Genomic DNA, 16,417 nt, shown 5'->3' with positions numbered 1-16,417 from the left:
CAAAGGCGGGGAGAAACGACAATGACTCCGGATCTGAAATATCTCCTGATGTCGGTGGTGCTCACCTTCGTCCAGGTGCTGATTGCCGCCGCGGCGGCGAACCAGGCGGTCGGGCTGACCACGCTGGCCGGCAATCGCGAGGACCTGCCGGTGCTGACTGGCTTCGCCGGCCGCGCCAAGCGTGCGCATCTCAACATGATCGAGAACCTGGTGCTGTTCGCGGCTTTGGTCCTGATCGCCGCCGTTGCCGGCAAGGCCAATGCAACGACCGCGATGGGCGCGGCTATCTTCTTCTGGGCGCGGCTCGCCCACGCCGTAGTCTACCTGCTCGGAATTCCCTGGCTGCGCACCGTCGCCTGGTTCGTGTCGGTCATCGGCATGGTCATGATCGCCTGGCAGCTCTTCTGAAGCGGCTTCCGCTCAGGACTAACAAGACAGCGAACCTCCGGTACGAGCAGGGCGACCGCCCCAAAAGAAACGGGCGTCGCCGGAGCACCGGGACGCCCGCATGGTGTTGGTCGAAGGGTCGGTTCTAGTCCTTGACGGCCTTGCCGCCCTGGTTCTCGCAGCCGATGACGTCCTTGGTGTCCGAGAAGCCTTGGCCCTTGCACGCATTCTGGCCCTTGCAGGCGCTTTTCCCACCCTTGCAGGAGCTCTGCCCTTTGCAGGCGTTGGTGCCGGCGCACTTCACCTGGGCACTTGCCGACGCGGCCACGAAGCTGCTGGCGGCGAAGATCGAGATCGCAGTGGCGATCATGGTCTGCTTGGTCATCTTTGGTGTCTCCCTAACCAAATTCCGTATCGATGATCGATCCGGCAGAGGCAATCCTAACCCTACTTTCGACCCGCCGCCCAGATTTTTGCAGTCCAGTTGCTCAAACTATGGTGAGCGGATCGTGCGTGCCTGTCGCGGTCACGGTGCGTTCGATGCGCCTGTCAGACGCTGATCATCAGACCGCCGTCCAGCCGCCGTCGACCACCAGTTCCGCTCCCGTGACGTAAGACGATTCGTCCGACGCCAGGAACAGGATGGCATAGGCGACCTCGTCGACCTCGCCCGCGCGTCCCAATGGGACACCTTTCAGTGTCTTGGCACGTGTCGCCGGATCGGCGGTGCGGCCGGAGGTGCGCATTGGCGGCATCAGCCCCGGATGGACCGAGTTGACGCGGATGTTGTCGCGGCCGTGCTGGGCGGCGCCGGACTTGGTGATCAGGCGCACGGCACCCTTGGAGGCATTGTAGCCGACATGGATGTAGCCTTGGCCGACAATGCCGGAGACAGACGACAGGTTGATGATCGAGCCGCCGCGGCCACGCCGTTTCATGGCGGCGGTGCCGTGCTTCATGCCGAGGAACACCCCCGTCGCGTTGATGCCCATCAGCCGGTTCCAGGCGGCGGTGTCGTAGAGGTCCTGCTCGGCCGAGCCGGAGATGCCAGCGTTGTTCACCAGCACGTCGAGGCCGCCCGCGCTCCTCTCGACCTCGGCGACGACGGACTGCCACTCGGCTTCGTTGGTGACGTCGAGATGGAGGTAGCGGGCCTTGCCGCCGGCCGCTTCGATTTCGGCGACGACGGCCGCTCCCTCCTTGTCCAATATGTCGGCGACGAAGACCGTGGCGCCCTCGCGGGCGAGCAGCCGGGCGGTGGCGGCACCCATGCCGCTGGCCGCGCCGCTGATCAGCGCGACCTTGTCTTTCATGCGCATTGCTTCCTCCTCTTTTCCTTTTTGATCTTAAGCGAGCTTCAGGCCGACGATGCCGGCGACGATCAGTGCGATCGAGATGATGCGCATGACGGATGCAGAATCCCCGAACAGGAGCACACCGGTGGCGAAGGCGCCGACCGCGCCGATGCCGGTCCAGACCGCATAGGCGGTACCCATCGGAATAGCCCGCTGTGCCATCATCAGCAGGGCGCCGCTGATCATCATGGCGACGAAGGCGAAGATCAGCCAGCCGGCCTGAACACCGTCTGGCCCCCAACCCTTCTTCAGCCCGAGCGGCCAGCCGATTTCGAACAGCCCTGCGACGACAAGATACAGCCAAGCCATGCTCTCTCCCCCGGCGACACGCGGGGCGTCGTTGACTGCGACGTGCCAGCCTGTTCTCATGAAGAATTGCACGCATCTTGCAAGATAGCGAGAGCGTCGGTAGGGACGGCTCAAAGTTAGGGGTAATTTCATGAACGAGCATGAACTGCGCGGCCTGATCGACAACGTGAAAGCTGGCCGCATGTCGCGCCGCGGATTCGTCCGGCGGATGGCGGCGGTGGGACTGGCCGCGCCGATGGCGACGCAGCTGCTGGCGATCTCCGGCGTGGCGATGGCCCAGACCAAGTCGACCTACAAGCCGACCAAGCGGGGCGGCGGTGGCCAGCTGAAGGTCCTGTGGTGGCAGGGTGCGACCCTGCTCAATCCGCATTTCGCGGTCGGCACCAAGGACCAGGACGGCTCGCGCCTGTTCTATGAGCCGCTCGCGGCCTGGGATCCCGAGGGAAATCTCAAGCCCAAGCTCGCGGCCGAGATACCGAGCCGTGAAAATGGCGGCCTTTCTGCCGACGGCACGTCGGTCACCTGGAAGCTGAAGCAGGGCGTCACCTGGCACGACGGCAAGCCGTTCACGGCCGACGACGTCGTCTTCAACTGGGAATATGCCAAGGATCCGGCGACGGCGGCGTACACGATCGCCTCCTACCAGGACGTCACGGTCGAGAAGGTCGATCAATACACCGTCACCGTGAAGTTCAAGAAGCCGACGCCGTTCTGGGCCGACGCCTTCATCGGCGCGCGCGGCATGCTGATCCCCAAGCACCTGTTCGCCGACTACACCGGCGCCAAGTCGCGCGATGCGCCCACCAACCTCAAGCCGGTCGGCACCGGCCCCTACATGTTCAAGGACTTCAAGCCGGGCGATCTGGTGACGGGCGTCATCAACCCGAATTACCACCAGGCCAACAAGCCGTATTTCGACTCGGTCGAGATGAAGGGCGGGGGCGACGCGGTTTCGGCCGCGCGCGCCGTGCTGCAGACCGGTGAATTCGACTTTGCCTGGAACATGCAGGTCGAGGACGAAATCCTGACGCGCCTCGAGAAGGGCGGCAAAGGGCGGGTCGCGATCACGCCCGGCGGCAATATCGAGTTCCTTCTCTTCAACCAGACCGATCCGTGGACCGAAGTCGACGGAGAACGGTCGAGCAAGAAGACCAAGCACCCGACCCTGAGCGATCCGGAGGTGCGCAAGGCGATTGCGCTGCTGGTCGACAACAAGTCCATCCAGGACCACATCTACGGCCGCACCGGCCCGGCGACGCGCAATTACCTCTACGGTCCGGAGCGCTTCGCATCCAAGGCCAACCCGATCGAGTTCAACATCGACAAGGCCAACGACATTCTCGATAAGGCCGGCTGGAAGAAGGGCTCGGACGGCATCCGCGCCAAGGACGGCAAGAAGCTCAAGTTCGTCTATCAGACCTCGATCAACCAGCCGCGCCAGAAGACGCAGGCGATCATCAAGCAGGCCGCCCAGAAGGCGGGCATCGACATCGAGCTGAAGTCGGTGACCGCTTCGGTGTTCTTCTCGTCCGACGTGGCCAATCCGGACACGTACACCAAGTTCTACACCGACCTCGAGATGTACACGACGACCATGGGCCAGCCGGACCCGGGCACGCATATCCTCCAGTTCGCCTCGTGGGAAGCGTCCAGCAAGGACAACAAGTGGCAGGGCCGCAACATCACCCGTTGGCAGAGCCCGGAAGCCGACAAGCTGATCCGGGACGCGGAGGTGGAACTCGACCCCGTCAAGCGTGCCGCCATCTTCATCAAGATCAACGACCTGGCCATCCAGAACAACATCGTGATGGGCATCGTGCAGCGGCCCACCGTCTCGGCGAAATCGTTGCAGCTCAACGCCGATATCAGCGGCTGGGACAACAACACCTCGGACCTCAGCGACTGGTTCAAGGACGCCTAAGTCCGCAACGCCCTCCCCGCGTCGAGCGGGGAGGGCTTTCATTTGCAGGCCCATCACGTGAGCAGGCAGTACGTAATACGGAAGCTCCTGATCATGATCCCGAGCCTGCTCGGGATCAGTGTCGTACTTTTCACGCTCCTGGCCCTGGCGCCGGGAGATCCTTTCGACGAACTGGCCACCAACCCGGCGGTGCCGCCCGAGGTGCGCGCCGCTTTGCGCGCCAAGTTCGGCCTCGATGACCCGGTCTGGATGCGCTACTGGCACTGGCTTGCGGCCCTGCTGCAGGGTGACTGGGGCTTCTCCTTCGTCAGCCGCATGGACGTCAGCACGCTGATCCTGCAGCGCCTGCCGGTGACGCTGATCGTCATCGGCGCTTCGCAGTTCCTGGCGATCGCGATTGCCCTGCCGGTCGGCGTGCTGGCTGCCACCAAGCCCTATTCGCTGTTCGATCAGATCGCCAACACCGTCGCCTTCATCGGCTTTTCGCTGCCGACCTTCTTCACGGGTCTGGTGCTGATCCTGATCTTCTCGATCCAGCTCGACTGGCTACCCTTCGTCTACCGCGCGGACATCAGTGCGACGGGCTGGGCGTTCTATTGGGAGCACATCAAGCAGTCGATCATGCCGGTGACCGTGCTGGGCCTTTTCCAGGGCGCAGCGCTGGTGCGCTTCGTGCGTTCCTCGGTGCTCGACGTCATCCGGCTGGATTACGTCACGACTGCCCGGTCCAAGGGCATTGGCGAGCGCAAGGTCATCACCCGGCACGTGGTGCGCACGGCCCTGATCCCGGTCGTGACGCTGGTTGCGCTGCAGATGCCGATCGTCTTCAGCGGCGCCATCGTCACCGAGCAGATCTTCCGTGTGCCCGGTATCGGCTCGCTGCTGATCACCTCGATGCTTTCCAACGACACGCCTGTGGTCATGGGCGTCACCTTCGTTGCGGCCTGCCTGGTCGTCATCTTCAACCTCATTGCAGACATCCTCTATGGCTGGCTCGACCCCCGCATCGCTTTCCGCTGAGGCGCCGGCGGCGGCTCCCGCTGCGCGCAAGGCGCGGCGGTTCTCGCCCTGGCAGGAGGCGTGGCGTCGGTTCCGGCGCCACAAGATGGCGCTGGTCTCGGCGTTCGCGCTCCTGGTGATCGTGTTCGCCGTGCTGGCGGGGCCGTTCATCTGGCCCGTGCCAATCAACGAGATCGACTTCGCCGCCAAGCTGCAGGGCCCGTCCGCTCTTCATCCATTGGGGACCGACGATCTGGGGCAGGACCTGCTGTCGCGCCTGATCTACGGCGGCCGCATCTCGCTCGCGGTCGGCGTCGCGGCGATGGTCGTCGCGATCTTCTTCGGCGTGCTGATCGGCGCCATTGCCGGCATGGCGAGCGGTGCGGTCGATGCCGCCCTGATGTGGGTCACCGACCTTTTCCTGTCGCTGCCGCAGCTTCCTTTGCTGCTGCTGGTCATCTACCTGTTCCGCGAACCCGTGAAGGGCGTGCTGGGGGTCGAAGGTGGCGCGTTCGTGCTGATCGTTGCCGTCATCGGTGGCACACGCTGGATGCCGGCGGCGCGGCTCGTGCGTGCGCAGTTCCTGTCGATTCGTGAGAAGGAGTTCGTCGAGGCTGCAAGGGCGCTTGGCGCCTCGCGGCTTCGCCAGGTTATGATGCACATCCTGCCCAACGCCATGGGACCGGTGATCGTGGTCGCGACCATCGACATCGCCGCGGCCATCATCGCGGAATCGACGTTGTCCTTCCTCGGCCTCGGCTTCCCGTCGGACGTGCCGACTTGGGGCAGCGTGCTGCGCGACGCCAAGGATTATCTCGACATCGCTCCGCATTGGGCGCTGTTCCCCGGCGCCCTGATCTTCATCACCGTCCTGGCGATCAACTTCATCGGCGACGGGCTGCGCGACGCGCTCGATCCGCGCCGCGTCCTGTAGGCGACATGGCCGAAAAGCTGCTCGATATCCGGGGCCTCAAGACCTGGTTCAAGACCGATGACGGCGTGGTGCGCGCGGTCGACGGCGTCGACCTGCATCTCGACCGCGGCGAGACGCTGGGGGTGGTGGGCGAGTCGGGCTGCGGCAAGACCGTCACCGCGCGCTCGGTGCTGAAGCTGATCGACATGCCCCCCGGCCGCTTCGAGGCGGGCGAGATCCTGTGGAAGGGGCGCAACCTCATTCCCCTGCCGGCCGAGGAGATGGACAAGATCCGCGCCCGCGAGATCGCGATCATCTTCCAGGAGCCGATGACCTCGCTCAACCCCGTCTACACGGTCGGCGACCAGATCGCCGAGGTGCTGCGCCAGCACGAGAAGCTCTCGCGCAAGCAGGCCATCGAAGGCGCGGTCGAGATGCTGCGGCTGGTCGACATCCCCAATCCGTCCAAGCGGGTGCACGACTATCCGCACCAGTTCTCGGGCGGCATGCGCCAGCGCGTGATGATCGCCATGGCGCTCAGCTGCAAGCCGCAGCTCCTGATCGCCGACGAGCCCACCACCGCGCTCGACGTCACCATCCAGGCGCAGATCCTCGAGCTGATGCAGGAGATGAAGGACCGGCTCGGCATGTCGATCATGCTGATCACCCACGCGATGGGGGTGGTCGCCGAGACCTGCCAGAGGGTCGTGGTCATGTATGCGGGCAAGGTCGTCGAGGAGGCGCCGGTCGAGGCCCTGTTCGCCAATCCGCGCCATCCCTATACGCAGGGCCTGATCCGCTCGATCCCGCGCGTCGATCGGGCGGCGGCGCACAAGGAACGGCTCGAGGCGATCCCGGGTAGCGTGCCGAGCCTGCTCAATCCGCCGGTCGGCTGCCGGTTCGCGGCGCGTTGCAAGTTCGCCATGGACATCTGCGTGAAGGCGCTGCCGCCGCTCAAGGAGGTGGGGCCCGGCCACCGGGTCGCGTGCGTGCTGTGAGAGCTCGTGAAACTTTCAGACCGCTGGGAGCGCGGCTCTCCAGAGCCGCTCACATTGGTTGGTTGCAACATTCCATGAGCGGCTCTGGAGAGCCGCGCTCCCGGCAGCATGATCATGAATTGGGTTGCGTGGACGAACATTCTCTGAGGGCCGTGCCGTGACCGAGACCCTGTTGTCCGTCAGGAACCTCAAGAAGCACTTCGCCGTATCGGGCGGCGTCTTCGCGCGCGAGGTCGACCGCGTCCATGCCGTCGACGGTGTGAGCTTCGACATCGGCAAGGGCGAGACCCTGGGCCTCGTGGGCGAATCAGGCTGCGGAAAGTCGACCACCGGGCGCTGCATCCTGCGGCTGATCGAGCCCAGCTCGGGCGAGGTGTGGTTCCAGGGGGCGGACGTTACGCGGCTCGGCCCCGAAGCGATGCGTGCGCTGCGCCGCGACATGCAGATCATATTCCAGGATCCCTATGCTTCGCTGAACCCGCGCCTCACCGTCGGCGCCATCGTGGGCGAGGCGCTGCAGATCCACGGCCTTGCCAAGTCACGCCGGGATCTCGAGGAGCGGGTCCTCGCGCTGCTCGAGACGGTCGGCCTGCAGGCAGACCACATGGGCCGCTTCCCGCACGAGTTCTCCGGCGGCCAGCGACAGCGCATCGGCATCGCCCGCGCGCTCGCGGTCGATCCGAAGCTGGTAATCTGCGACGAGCCCGTGTCGGCCCTCGACGTGTCGATCCAGGCCCAGGTGATCAATCTCCTCGAGGACCTCCAGGAGAAGTTCGGGCTGACCTACCTCTTCATCGCGCACGACCTGTCGGTGGTGGAGCACATCTCGACGCGGATCGCGGTTATGTATCTCGGTCGCGTGGTCGAAATCGCCCCGGCCCGCGACCTCTACGACACGCCGTTGCATCCCTATTCGGAGGCGCTGCTCTCGGCGGTGCCGATCCCCGATCCGACCGTGAAGCGCAAGCGCATCATGCTGCAGGGAGACGTGCCCAACCCGATCCGGCCGCCATCGGGCTGCCACTTCCATACCCGCTGCCCGATCGCCCGGCCCGATTGCGGCGAGCGCTCGCCGGAGCTGCGCGAAAGCCGCCCCGGACACTGGGTAGCCTGCCACTACCGGGGATAGGCGCCTACGACTTCGGGGTGAACACACCGAGATCGTGGATGCCGATGCGCTTCTCGAGCGCTTCGACCTTCTTCGCCATCTTGTCGAACCCTTCCGCGCCGAGCTTCTCGCTCTCGTCCTTGGCGAGGGCCGCGCTCAGCTCGTCGAACTCGTTCGGCGTGACGAGGGTGCGCAGGGTCGGCAGCACGTCGGTGAGCTCGCGTGCCACATGGGGCCGATAGAGCACGATGGACGCCTGCATGGCGTCGATCATCGACTGGCGCTCGGCCTTGTTGCCGCTCTTTGGTGCCAGCTCGATGATCGTGTTGGTGAGCTTTTGCCCGGCGGCATGCTGGACCGTCAGCACGTCGACCAGCTCGACCATGCGGCCGGCCTTCTTGAAGCGCGGGAAGATGTGCTCGTTCTCCTGCTTCTCGTGATAGGCATGCACGAAGTCACGCATCGTCTCGGCCGCCTGGGTGAAGATGGCCGGCTCGATGTCTTCTCCGCCGCCCAGCCGTCGGGCTCCGGCCTCGTAGATCGACAGGACCCGCAGCAGCACGCCGCTGTCGCGCATCAATCGCTCCGTCGCCGTGATGCCGGCCTCGGTCGCCTTGGTCTTGGGCGTTGCCTGCCGGCGGTTTTGCGCCAACGCTGGCGTGGCAAGAAGCACCGCGCCGGTCGTCGCAATCAACCAGCGGCGCCGCTCGTAAAGGACATTGGCCATTGCCGCTTCTCCTGGCTGTGCCGCATTTCCGGAGAAAGAACGGCAACGGGCTCTGCCGGTTGCGTGGCCCGCCGCGGTCCACATCTTGCTCACGTGTTTCCGATGCGATGTGCGAGGATGGATTCCATGACGAAGCAGGAGAGCGCGGAAGCCAACCGTCGTCGCTACGAAGCTCTTCGCGCTGTAGGGCAGGGCGCTGCCCCCGCGGCGCTGCCGGCCGCCACCGCCATTGATGCCGCGCCGATCGGCCCCGGTGCCGTGATCGACAGCGAAACTGTGCCGGCCGGCTGGTATCACACGGTGCGGCTGCGGCGCGGCGAGGCGCTCAGGGTCAGCGATTCCTCCGGCCGTTCCAGCGTGTCGATGATCGGCTGGTGCGAGAAGGACATGTCGGAGCGGCTCAACTGCGCCGATACGGCCAAGATCCAATGGAGCGCCGCCTTGTCGAAGGGCCGTGTCATCCTGACCGACATGGGCCGCGTGTTCTTGTCGCTGATCGAGGATACGAGCGGCGCGCACGACCTGCTGGTGGGCGGCTCGACGCCGGCGTCGGCGCTCGCCGCCTACGGCGTGCCGGCGCGCAACACGCACGAGAACTTTCTCGCGGCCGCATCCAAGCTCGGGCTCGGTTTGCGCGACATTCCACCGTGCGTGACCTTCTTCGCGCCCGTCTCGCTCGACGCGGACGGCCGCTTCGGTTGGGATGGCATGCGCAAGAAGGCCGGCGACTTCGTCGACCTTCGCGCCGAAATGGACGTCGTGCTCGTTCTGTCGAATTGCGCCCACCCGACCGATCCGGCTCGTCCGGCCGCCAGCGGACCCGTGACCCTCGTTCGCCACCGCGCCCCGCCCCCCGCGCCGGGCGATCCTTGCCGGACCCGGTCGCCCGAAATCGTCCGCGCCTTCGAATTCACGGATCGCCTCCATGCCTGAGAAGCCCGTCCTTCGGCCCGATCCCGCCGACGCGGTCTATTCCCACGACGTCCCCGCGGAACGGCCGTGGTCGCGCCTGCTGAAGCGCGGGCAGACCTTGCGCATCGTCGACATCGAGGGCCAGCAGGCCGTCGATGCCCTGCTCTACCGCGCCGACGATCCGGCCGAGCGCTACAGCGCCCAGGACACATTGCGCGTCCAGGGCTCCGCCTATGTCGGGCTCGGCACGCGGCTCGTCTCCAACCGGGGCAAGGTGATGGCGCGGGTCACAGCCGACAGCTGCGGCCGGCACGATACGTCGGCGGGCTGCTGCTCGTGCGAGAGCAATGCCGTCCGCTTCGGTGAGGCGGCCCGGTACCAGCACGCCTGCCGGGAGAACTTCCTGCTCGAGCTCTCGAAGTACGGCCTCGCCAAGCGCGACGTCGTCGCCAACCTGAACTTCTTCATGAACGTGCCGATCGAGCCGTCGGGAGATTTCACCGTCATCGACGGCATCTCGGCGCCGGGCAACCATGTCGACGTGACGGCGGAGATGGACGTGATCTTCGTCCTCTCGAACTGCCCGCAGATCAACAATCCCTGCAATGGCTTCAATCCGACGCCGGTGCGCGTGCATATCTGGGATCCGCCCGTGGTTTGATCGTTTCGAGCAGATTGGGCAGCCCCGAGGCCGGCAACCTTCAGCACCTTGATTCCAGTTGCCGTCGTTTTCCGGGCCGGCCGAGGGGGCATTTCCGTGTCGTTGCCGATGCAGCTATCGCCCAGGATGTTATGATGAGGTACCTTGGCGACCCAGGACTGGAAGCACGGCACGACGTTCCCGCTCGCGCCGTCGTGGCAAGCTTTCAGTCCGACAGGCTGCTAGGCGTGGTTTCGTGCGGTGTGACGGCGCAGATCAGCCTCGACCATCTCGGCCACCATGTCGCCGAACGAGATCGTCGGCGCCCACCCCAGAACGGTCCGTGCCTTCGTCGCATCACCGCACAAGACGTCGACTTCTGCCGGCCGAATGAGATCGGACCGCGTCGTGACGTAGTCCTTCCAGTTCAGTCCGACAACATCAAAGGCAATTTTGCAGAAGTCGCGGACAGAGGTTGTTTGTCCAGTTGCGACGACGTAGTCGTCAGGCTTCTCCTGCTGCAACATGAGCCACATCGCACGAACATAGTCGCGGGCATGGCCCCAGTCTCGACGTGCATCCACATTGCCGAGCGCCAAATCCTTTGCCAGCCCGAGCTTGATCCGGGCAACCCCGTCGGTGATTTTCCGTGTGACGAACTCGATGCCCCGTAACGGGCTCTCATGATTGAAGAGGATCCCGGACGATGCGTGCATTCCGTGGCTTTCACGGTAATTCACCGTCATCCAGTGTGCGTAGAGCTTGGCGACGGCGTATGGCGACCGCGGGTAGAACGCCGTCTTTTCGTTCTGCATGGGCTGCTGAATCAAGCCAAACATCTCGGACGAAGACGCCTGATAGAATCTGGTTTTTCGATTCACGATGCGAATCGCCTCCAGCATGGTGAGCGTTCCGATGCCCGTCACCTGTCCCGTCAGAATGGGCTCATTCCAGGATGTAGCGACGAAGCTTTGAGCTCCCAGATTGTAGATTTCGTCGGGCTCGCAAGCCGATATTACGCGGATCAGGCTCGTAAGGTCGATCAGATCACCGCTCATCAGTTCGACGTGCTTGAGGACATCAAGCGATTGCAGGCGTTCGCCGACGAAGTCCAGGGTCGCGGAATGACGCACCAGTCCTACGACCCGAGACCCCTTGCTGAGCAAGAGTTCAGCCAAATAGGCTCCGTCCTGTCCGGTAATGCCGGTGATCAAACATGTAGACATATATTCCAGCCCTATCCTAGGAAGCAGGCCTCACGGCCCCAGGCGGTTCGTCTGAGATACCACCTGTCGCTTTGTTGTTTGACGGTCCGCCGCCCTCGACAAGGCATTTGCGCGTCAATGAGTTCGACAGTATTCCAGAAGGTATTCGGTGAAAAATCCGTTACGCCATTCTCAGTGAGATTGCAGCCATCGTAGAAGAAGTCGGCAGTTAATGGAAGGCCGTGGACGAGTAAATAGAGGACGACACCCGCGGCAATCGTGGGCGCGCGTACTCCACCAGGAAATTTGAGCGTCCTGCGGCGGTGATGCGAGATCAACTGAGTAATCTTGGCATCTTGAGATTGACGCAGCACAGTTTCATGCGGCGTATTATACAGTGCTGTGGCCCGATGCGGTTGAACGGATGAGGGACGATTATGGATTGGACAAACAAGCGCGTACTGGTCACTGGCGCGGGCGGTTTCATTGGCAGCAATCTCGTAGAGGCCCTGGTGCAGCGCGGCGCCAAGGTGACCTGCTTCCTGCGGTACAAGGCGAGCGGCGACCATGGCGCCCTGGAGTTCCTGCCCGCCGCGGTACGTGAAGGATTGACGATCATCTCCGGCGACCTGGCCGACCCTGCGACGGCGGCGGCGCTCGTGGACGGGCAGGAAGTCGTGTGTCACCTGGCCGCGCTGATCGGCATCCCCTACAGCTTCATCCATCCGATCGAGGTGGTGCGCACCAATACCCTCGGAACGGCCTACCTGCTGGAGGCCTGCCGGAACCGCGGCATCGAGCGTATCGTCTGCTTCTCCACCAGCGAGGTCTATGGGACCGCGCTCTATGCGCCAATCGACGAGGAGCATCCGCTACAGGCACAATCACCCTATGCCGCCAGCAAGATCGGCAGTGACCAGATTGCGTTGAGCTATTTCCGGTCCTTCGGCGTTCCGGTTTCCATCGTGCGGCCGTTCAACACGTTCGGCCCGCGGCAATCGTCCCGGGCTGTGATTCCGACCATCATCACCCAGGCGCTGCGCGGCGGCGCCGTGCGGCTTGGCGCCGTCAGCCCGACACGCGACCTTTGTTATGTCGGGGATACCGCGGCAGGCGTGATCCGGATGTGCGAGGTGCCGGAGGCGGTGGGCGAGGTGATCAACATCGGCACTGGAAGCGAGATCTCGATCGGGGCGCTGGCGGAGCGCATCTTCGCCATTATCGGCCGGGCCCCGGAGATCATAACCGACGAGAAGCGGCTGCGCCCCGAGAAGAGCGAAGTGATGCGCCTGATCGCCAGCGGCGACAAGGCACGCCGGCTGCTCGGCTGGTCGCCGAGCGTGTCGCTCGACGAAGGCCTGGCGCGCACCATCGACTGGATCCGGGCCAATCCCGGCTTCTTCAAGGTCGGAGATTACCATGTCTGACGCGCCTGCGATGAAGGCGGTGATCCTGGCCGGCGGGCGTGGCACGCGGCTCGCACCGTATACTACCGTGTTGCCGAAACCGTTGGTGCCGGTCGGCGGCGTGCCGATCCTCGAAACCGTGTTGCGGCAGCTTTGCTTCCACGGATTCCAGGAGGTGATGCTGGCCGTCGGGTATCTCAGCCCGCTGATCCGCGCCTACTTCAACGAGGCGCCAGTGTCGAAGCGGATTCGCATCGGCTATCATCAGGAACACGAGCCGCTGGGCACGGCAGGTCCAATCGCCACCGTCGAGGGATTCGACGACGATTTCTTGTTCATGAATGGCGATCTGCTGACGACGCTCGACTATGCCGCGCTGATGCGCTTCCACCGGGAACACGCCGCCGCGCTGACCATCGCGGTTGCCGATCGGCACACCCAGATCGAGGTCGGCGTCCTCGGCATCAACGAGGCGAGTGAGGTGGTCAGCTATACCGAGAAACCGACGCACAGCTATTCCGCCAGCATGGGAATCTATGCCTGCTCGCCGAGAATCCGCAAGCACATGCAGGCCGGGGTCGCGCTGGACGTGCCTGCGCTCGTGCTTCGGCTGATCGCCGCCGGGGAAAAGGTGGTGGGTTTTCGCTCCGAGTGCTTCTGGCTCGACATGGGCAATCCGGCCGACTACGCGCGCGCGGCCGAAGCCTTCGAGGCCAATCGCGCCGCCTTCCTCAAGGACGAGGTGACGGCCGCCCCGGCGGATTGACGGTCGTGGTGCCGTCGGGCGCCGCGCGAATGATGGCCGCCTTCCGCTGGGTCCGCGCCTCCCACGAATGCGGCCGGACAGCGGCGAGCCGGGCTGCCTGAGCCTGTGGCATCGGTCAGCGCGGCTTCCACCCGCGCGACCAAATACCTCCGGCGGCGCCGCGGAATCGGCAGACCGACTCGTGGCGCTCGATCCGCCGCCAGACCCGCGCCGCGTCGATGTCCCGCAGGGGGCGCATGGGGGAATCGGAAGGTCAGGTGGGAGCCGAACTTCTACTTGATGCCCCGCAGCCTCTCGATTCCATGGAAGTCGGGATCGAAATCTGGCCACGACCTGTCCTTGTCGGAGATTTCCGTCGGTGTGACAGGCCATTCAATGGCAAAGCGCGGATCGTTCCAGCGCAAGCCGCGTTCCTGGGTCGGTTCGTAGAACTCGCTCACGAGGTATAACACCTCGCTGTCGTCGGCGAGTGTCAGGATGGCATGGGCGAAACCGCGCGGCACGTACATCATGCGTCTGTTTTGGGAGGACAGTTCGGCCCCGAACCACTGGGTGTACGTTGGGCTGTCGGGACGGAGGTCGATGATGGCGTCCCACACAGCGCCGCGAATGCAACGCATGATCTTGACCTCGGCGGCCGGGGCGAGCTGGTAGTGCAGTCCTCTCAGCGTACCGCGGTTGCCCGACAGCGAATTGTTGATCTGGACGAACCGCTGCTCGAGCCCGTGGTCGGCGAGTTCCCTTTCGCAGAAGGCGCGGGCGAAGAACCCGCGGTCGTCGCCCCGCTTTTCGAGCTCGATCGTGAATGCGTCCTTCAGGGGCGTAGGTTCAAATTTCATGTTTTCGGCTATTGAAGGAATTGATCGACGTTAAGGCGAATTTCAAGCGAATCACGCCACTACCGTGTGCAAGTTTCAATGAAAAAGGTGTTCCGCTTGCCCCGCGACGCCCGTTCTATACAGTTGGTTAATTTGGGAGTGAAGCGTCCATCGATCTGCAAGGTGGAAGCGACAAATGCGAACGTCAAGATCAGGCCATTTCATTTCCACCAGTTCCACAAATGAAGAGACGCGCGGGCGCGCGCCGACTCTGCGTCATGCGGTGGCAGCGCCGGGTGCGATAATCTCTCGGGTTTCTCCTGTGGCCGTATGCCGTTCTCGACGACGATCGTGCGATCGGAGGCGAGAAACCGACCACGAAATTGGGACATGTTGGGATACGACGAGGATGCCTTCGCGTACGCCGTCAGCACCATTTGTCAGTCTCGTGGCAGCTCGCTAGGAAAGAGCTTCCTGGTACGCACGCAGAGTTCGTCTCGCACACTCTTGCCAGGTAAAGCTGGCGGCGCGCTTCCGTCCCTTTTCGATGAAGGCGGCACGTGTCGCCGGTTCGGTTGTGAGGCGACCAAGCTTTTCAGCAATGTCGTCGATGGACAGTGGGTCACAGAGTAACGCAGCGTCGCTGGCCACTTCACGAAGCGAGGAATTGTCCGAGGTCAGCACCGCCGATCCCGCTGCCATCGCCTCCACAACCGGCAGGCCGAACCCTTCGTACAACGACGGGTAGGCAAAGACGTCACAGGTCGCATAGAGGCTCAGAAGCTCGGCGTCAGTGATGAATCCCGTGAAGAGCACATGCGGGGCCAGATCTGGCGCTTGGGCGCGCCGGTAGACTTCGCTGTTGTCCCAGCCCGGTTCACCGCTGAGTACCAGGCGATGCGGAATCAATCCCGCATTCTTGAGCTTGGCGAACGCTTGCAGAAGCCGCGCGAGGTTCTTCCGTGGCTGCACCGTGCCCACGGACAGGATGAAAGGCCCATCGAGTCCAAACTTCCTAAGCACCGCTCGAGCATCGTCGATCGGTGGCGGAGAGAAAAAGCGTTCGTTAACGCCGCCCAGTGTCGTGATGATCCGATCGGTGGTTTCGGGAAACATCTGTGCAATGTCGGCCCGCGCACTCTCCGATATTGCCACGATACGCTCAGCCTGCCTCAGGGCGCGCGGAATCAACGATCGGAAATACAACGTCTTGATTCTCTCATCGATCTTGCCGTGGGCGAACCACGTCATATCATAAATGGTTACGACCTGTCGGCTGTTCTTGCGCAAAGGCAACGTAAAACCCTGGCCATGCAGTAGGTCGACGCCCAGCCGACGAACGATGTCCGGCAGTATCGCCTGTTCCCACACCAGCCTGACTGGGCGGGACATATCCGGTGCGTGAGTGGTGAAGTTCCTCCCCAGACGCAATTCGCGCTTACCGAGCTCAGTCGTGTAGACAATGTACTCGTTGTCTGTGTCAACGAGGGACAGCGCGCTAAGAAGTTCGTCGACGAAGCGGCCGACTCCCGTCTTTACCCGACCCATCGCCATTGCGTTAATTAATATCCTAGCCATCTCCCTATGGAATACTCCCTTCCCATGGACATGCGATCACCGACATCGCCCGAGCGTGCTTCATCCTGCATGTTACGTCACTATCCTACTGAGGTTGAATCGGCTTGTCTTGGAATCCCGCGATGGTGCGGCATGACTTGACGAAGCGGAATGGACGGCGATGAAGCGCAAGGCAGATCGTCGAGTCGTGAATGGCATCATCTGGGTGCTGCGGACAGGAGCGCCCTGGGCGCGATCGGCTTGAGCGGTACGGCCCCTCTTTCTTTATTCTGCGGGCCGGGGTACCGTGTTCCGAACGTCGTTCAGATTCCTTGCGTCTGGTCTCAGCAGTTCGGTTACAAGAAGCCCGCCCCTCCGAGGACGACGCAGTCCCAT

General features: G+C 63.6%; 17 protein-coding genes and 1 pseudogene. 11 read left to right on the top strand and 7 right to left on the bottom strand.

Annotation, left to right across the window (positions count from 1 at the left end):
* Window positions 1-21: 21 nt before the first annotated feature.
* Window positions 22-408 (top strand): MAPEG family protein, encoded by a 387-nt coding sequence (locus tag ACQY8M_RS34095; protein WP_428665884.1) that lies wholly within the window; start codon window positions 22-24, stop codon window positions 406-408.
* 124 nt (window positions 409-532) lie between these two features.
* Here the strand turns inward: ACQY8M_RS34095 and ACQY8M_RS34090 are convergent, their stop codons facing one another.
* The 3 genes from ACQY8M_RS34090 to ACQY8M_RS34080 all read right to left on the bottom strand — a co-directional run bounded on the left by ACQY8M_RS34090 (window position 533) and on the right by ACQY8M_RS34080 (window position 2,051).
* Window positions 533-772 carry a hypothetical protein gene (locus tag ACQY8M_RS34090; protein ID WP_428665881.1) on the bottom strand — a complete coding sequence of 80 codons (240 nt, stop codon included), beginning with the start codon at window positions 770-772 and terminating at the stop codon, window positions 533-535.
* 178 nt (window positions 773-950) lie between these two features.
* On the bottom strand, window positions 951-1,700 hold the full coding sequence (locus ACQY8M_RS34085) for a glucose 1-dehydrogenase (RefSeq protein WP_428665879.1): 750 nt from the start codon (window positions 1,698-1,700) through the stop codon (window positions 951-953).
* Between the two features lie 33 nt (window positions 1,701-1,733).
* Window positions 1,734-2,051, bottom strand: coding sequence for a DMT family transporter (locus tag ACQY8M_RS34080; protein WP_428665877.1), 318 nt, complete (start codon window positions 2,049-2,051; stop codon window positions 1,734-1,736).
* A gap of 130 nt (window positions 2,052-2,181) precedes the next feature.
* Here ACQY8M_RS34080 and ACQY8M_RS34075 point away from each other — a divergent pair, with 130 nt between their 5' ends.
* The 5 genes from ACQY8M_RS34075 to ACQY8M_RS34055 all read left to right on the top strand — a co-directional run bounded on the left by ACQY8M_RS34075 (window position 2,182) and on the right by ACQY8M_RS34055 (window position 8,011).
* Window positions 2,182-3,972 (top strand): peptide ABC transporter substrate-binding protein, encoded by a 1,791-nt coding sequence (locus ACQY8M_RS34075; RefSeq protein WP_428665874.1) that lies wholly within the window; start codon window positions 2,182-2,184, stop codon window positions 3,970-3,972.
* A 93-nt stretch (window positions 3,973-4,065) separates the two neighbouring features.
* Window positions 4,066-4,992, top strand: coding sequence for an ABC transporter permease (locus ACQY8M_RS34070; protein WP_428665871.1), 927 nt, complete (start codon window positions 4,066-4,068; stop codon window positions 4,990-4,992).
* Window positions 4,958-5,905 (top strand): ABC transporter permease, encoded by a 948-nt coding sequence (locus ACQY8M_RS34065; RefSeq protein WP_428665868.1) that lies wholly within the window; start codon window positions 4,958-4,960, stop codon window positions 5,903-5,905. Before ACQY8M_RS34070 ends, ACQY8M_RS34065 begins: the two co-directional genes overlap by 35 nt.
* A 5-nt stretch (window positions 5,906-5,910) precedes the next feature.
* On the top strand, window positions 5,911-6,882 hold the full coding sequence (locus ACQY8M_RS34060) for an ABC transporter ATP-binding protein (RefSeq protein ID WP_428665865.1): 972 nt from the start codon (window positions 5,911-5,913) through the stop codon (window positions 6,880-6,882).
* 157 nt (window positions 6,883-7,039) lie between these two features.
* Window positions 7,040-8,011 carry an ABC transporter ATP-binding protein gene (locus ACQY8M_RS34055; protein WP_428665862.1) on the top strand — a complete coding sequence of 324 codons (972 nt, stop codon included), beginning with the start codon at window positions 7,040-7,042 and terminating at the stop codon, window positions 8,009-8,011.
* Between the two features lie 4 nt (window positions 8,012-8,015).
* On the opposite strand, the gene ACQY8M_RS34050 is transcribed toward ACQY8M_RS34055, so the two are convergent.
* Entirely contained in the window at window positions 8,016-8,717 is a 702-nt protein-coding gene (locus ACQY8M_RS34050; RefSeq protein ID WP_428665859.1) for a hemerythrin domain-containing protein, read from the bottom strand.
* A 126-nt stretch (window positions 8,718-8,843) separates the two neighbouring features.
* On the opposite strand from ACQY8M_RS34050, the gene ACQY8M_RS34045 reads away from it, so the two are divergent.
* Window positions 8,844-9,650: an urea amidolyase associated protein UAAP1 gene (locus ACQY8M_RS34045; protein WP_428665856.1), complete on the top strand. Its 807-nt coding sequence runs from the start codon at window positions 8,844-8,846 to the stop codon at window positions 9,648-9,650.
* Complete coding sequence (locus ACQY8M_RS34040; RefSeq protein WP_428665853.1) at window positions 9,643-10,290, top strand: urea amidolyase associated protein UAAP2; 648 nt, start codon at window positions 9,643-9,645, stop codon at window positions 10,288-10,290. The genes ACQY8M_RS34045 and ACQY8M_RS34040 overlap by 8 nt, the downstream gene beginning before the upstream one ends.
* Window positions 10,291-10,511: 221 nt before the next feature.
* On the opposite strand, the gene gmd is transcribed toward ACQY8M_RS34040, so the two are convergent.
* A complete protein-coding gene (gmd, locus tag ACQY8M_RS34035; RefSeq protein ID WP_428665850.1) occupies window positions 10,512-11,495 on the bottom strand; it encodes a GDP-mannose 4,6-dehydratase in 984 nt (327 codons plus the stop codon).
* A 416-nt stretch (window positions 11,496-11,911) separates the two neighbouring features.
* Here gmd and ACQY8M_RS34030 point away from each other — a divergent pair, with 416 nt between their 5' ends.
* Both ACQY8M_RS34030 and ACQY8M_RS34025 read left to right on the top strand, forming a co-directional pair.
* Complete coding sequence (locus ACQY8M_RS34030; protein ID WP_428665848.1) at window positions 11,912-12,901, top strand: GDP-mannose 4,6-dehydratase; 990 nt, start codon at window positions 11,912-11,914, stop codon at window positions 12,899-12,901.
* Window positions 12,902-12,920: 19 nt separating this feature from the next.
* Entirely contained in the window at window positions 12,921-13,646 is a 726-nt protein-coding gene (locus ACQY8M_RS34025; protein ID WP_428665845.1) for a nucleotidyltransferase family protein, read from the top strand.
* A 272-nt stretch (window positions 13,647-13,918) separates the two neighbouring features.
* Here the strand turns inward: ACQY8M_RS34025 and rfbC are convergent, their stop codons facing one another.
* On the bottom strand, window positions 13,919-14,485 hold the full coding sequence (rfbC, locus tag ACQY8M_RS34020; RefSeq protein ID WP_428665842.1) for a dTDP-4-dehydrorhamnose 3,5-epimerase: 567 nt from the start codon (window positions 14,483-14,485) through the stop codon (window positions 13,919-13,921).
* A gap of 438 nt (window positions 14,486-14,923) precedes the next feature.
* Window positions 14,924-16,018 (bottom strand): glycosyltransferase family 4 protein, encoded by a 1,095-nt coding sequence (locus tag ACQY8M_RS34015; protein WP_428665839.1) that lies wholly within the window; start codon window positions 16,016-16,018, stop codon window positions 14,924-14,926.
* A gap of 184 nt (window positions 16,019-16,202) precedes the next feature.
* On the opposite strand from ACQY8M_RS34015, the pseudogene ACQY8M_RS34010 reads away from it, so the two are divergent.
* Window positions 16,203-16,299, top strand: a pseudogene (locus ACQY8M_RS34010) (transposase); the annotation flags it as partial.
* Between the last annotated feature and the right edge of the window lie 118 nt (window positions 16,300-16,417).

It is taken from the genome of Reyranella sp., assembly GCF_965279465.1.
In the GTDB taxonomy this organism is placed as follows: Bacteria; Pseudomonadota; Alphaproteobacteria; order Reyranellales; family Reyranellaceae; genus Reyranella.
The sequence above is the reverse complement of the archived record's forward strand: the minus strand, read 5'-3'. Positions and strand labels throughout refer to the sequence as shown.

Excerpts from the sequence above, each read along its gene's own strand:
- ACQY8M_RS34040 (WP_428665853.1), top strand. The coding sequence starts at position 9,643 with ATGCCTGAGAAGCCCGTCCTTCGGCCCGATCCCGCCGACGCGGTCTAT.
- ACQY8M_RS34065 (WP_428665868.1), top strand. The coding sequence starts at position 4,958 with ATGGCTGGCTCGACCCCCGCATCGCTTTCCGCTGAGGCGCCGGCGGCG.
- ACQY8M_RS34045 (WP_428665856.1), top strand. The coding sequence starts at position 8,844 with ATGACGAAGCAGGAGAGCGCGGAAGCCAACCGTCGTCGCTACGAAGCT.
- rfbC (WP_428665842.1), bottom strand. The coding sequence starts at position 14,485 with ATGAAATTTGAACCTACGCCCCTGAAGGACGCATTCACGATCGAGCTC.
- gmd (WP_428665850.1), bottom strand. The coding sequence starts at position 11,495 with ATGTCTACATGTTTGATCACCGGCATTACCGGACAGGACGGAGCCTAT.
- ACQY8M_RS34060 (WP_428665865.1), top strand. The coding sequence starts at position 5,911 with ATGGCCGAAAAGCTGCTCGATATCCGGGGCCTCAAGACCTGGTTCAAG.
- ACQY8M_RS34030 (WP_428665848.1), top strand. The coding sequence starts at position 11,912 with ATGGATTGGACAAACAAGCGCGTACTGGTCACTGGCGCGGGCGGTTTC.
- ACQY8M_RS34095 (WP_428665884.1), top strand. The coding sequence starts at position 22 with ATGACTCCGGATCTGAAATATCTCCTGATGTCGGTGGTGCTCACCTTC.
- ACQY8M_RS34015 (WP_428665839.1), bottom strand. The coding sequence starts at position 16,018 with ATGGCGATGGGTCGGGTAAAGACGGGAGTCGGCCGCTTCGTCGACGAA.
- ACQY8M_RS34050 (WP_428665859.1), bottom strand. The coding sequence starts at position 8,717 with ATGGCCAATGTCCTTTACGAGCGGCGCCGCTGGTTGATTGCGACGACC.
- ACQY8M_RS34090 (WP_428665881.1), bottom strand. The coding sequence starts at position 772 with ATGACCAAGCAGACCATGATCGCCACTGCGATCTCGATCTTCGCCGCC.
- ACQY8M_RS34085 (WP_428665879.1), bottom strand. The coding sequence starts at position 1,700 with ATGAAAGACAAGGTCGCGCTGATCAGCGGCGCGGCCAGCGGCATGGGT.
- ACQY8M_RS34080 (WP_428665877.1), bottom strand. The coding sequence starts at position 2,051 with ATGGCTTGGCTGTATCTTGTCGTCGCAGGGCTGTTCGAAATCGGCTGG.
- ACQY8M_RS34070 (WP_428665871.1), top strand. The coding sequence starts at position 4,066 with ATGATCCCGAGCCTGCTCGGGATCAGTGTCGTACTTTTCACGCTCCTG.
- ACQY8M_RS34075 (WP_428665874.1), top strand. The coding sequence starts at position 2,182 with ATGAACGAGCATGAACTGCGCGGCCTGATCGACAACGTGAAAGCTGGC.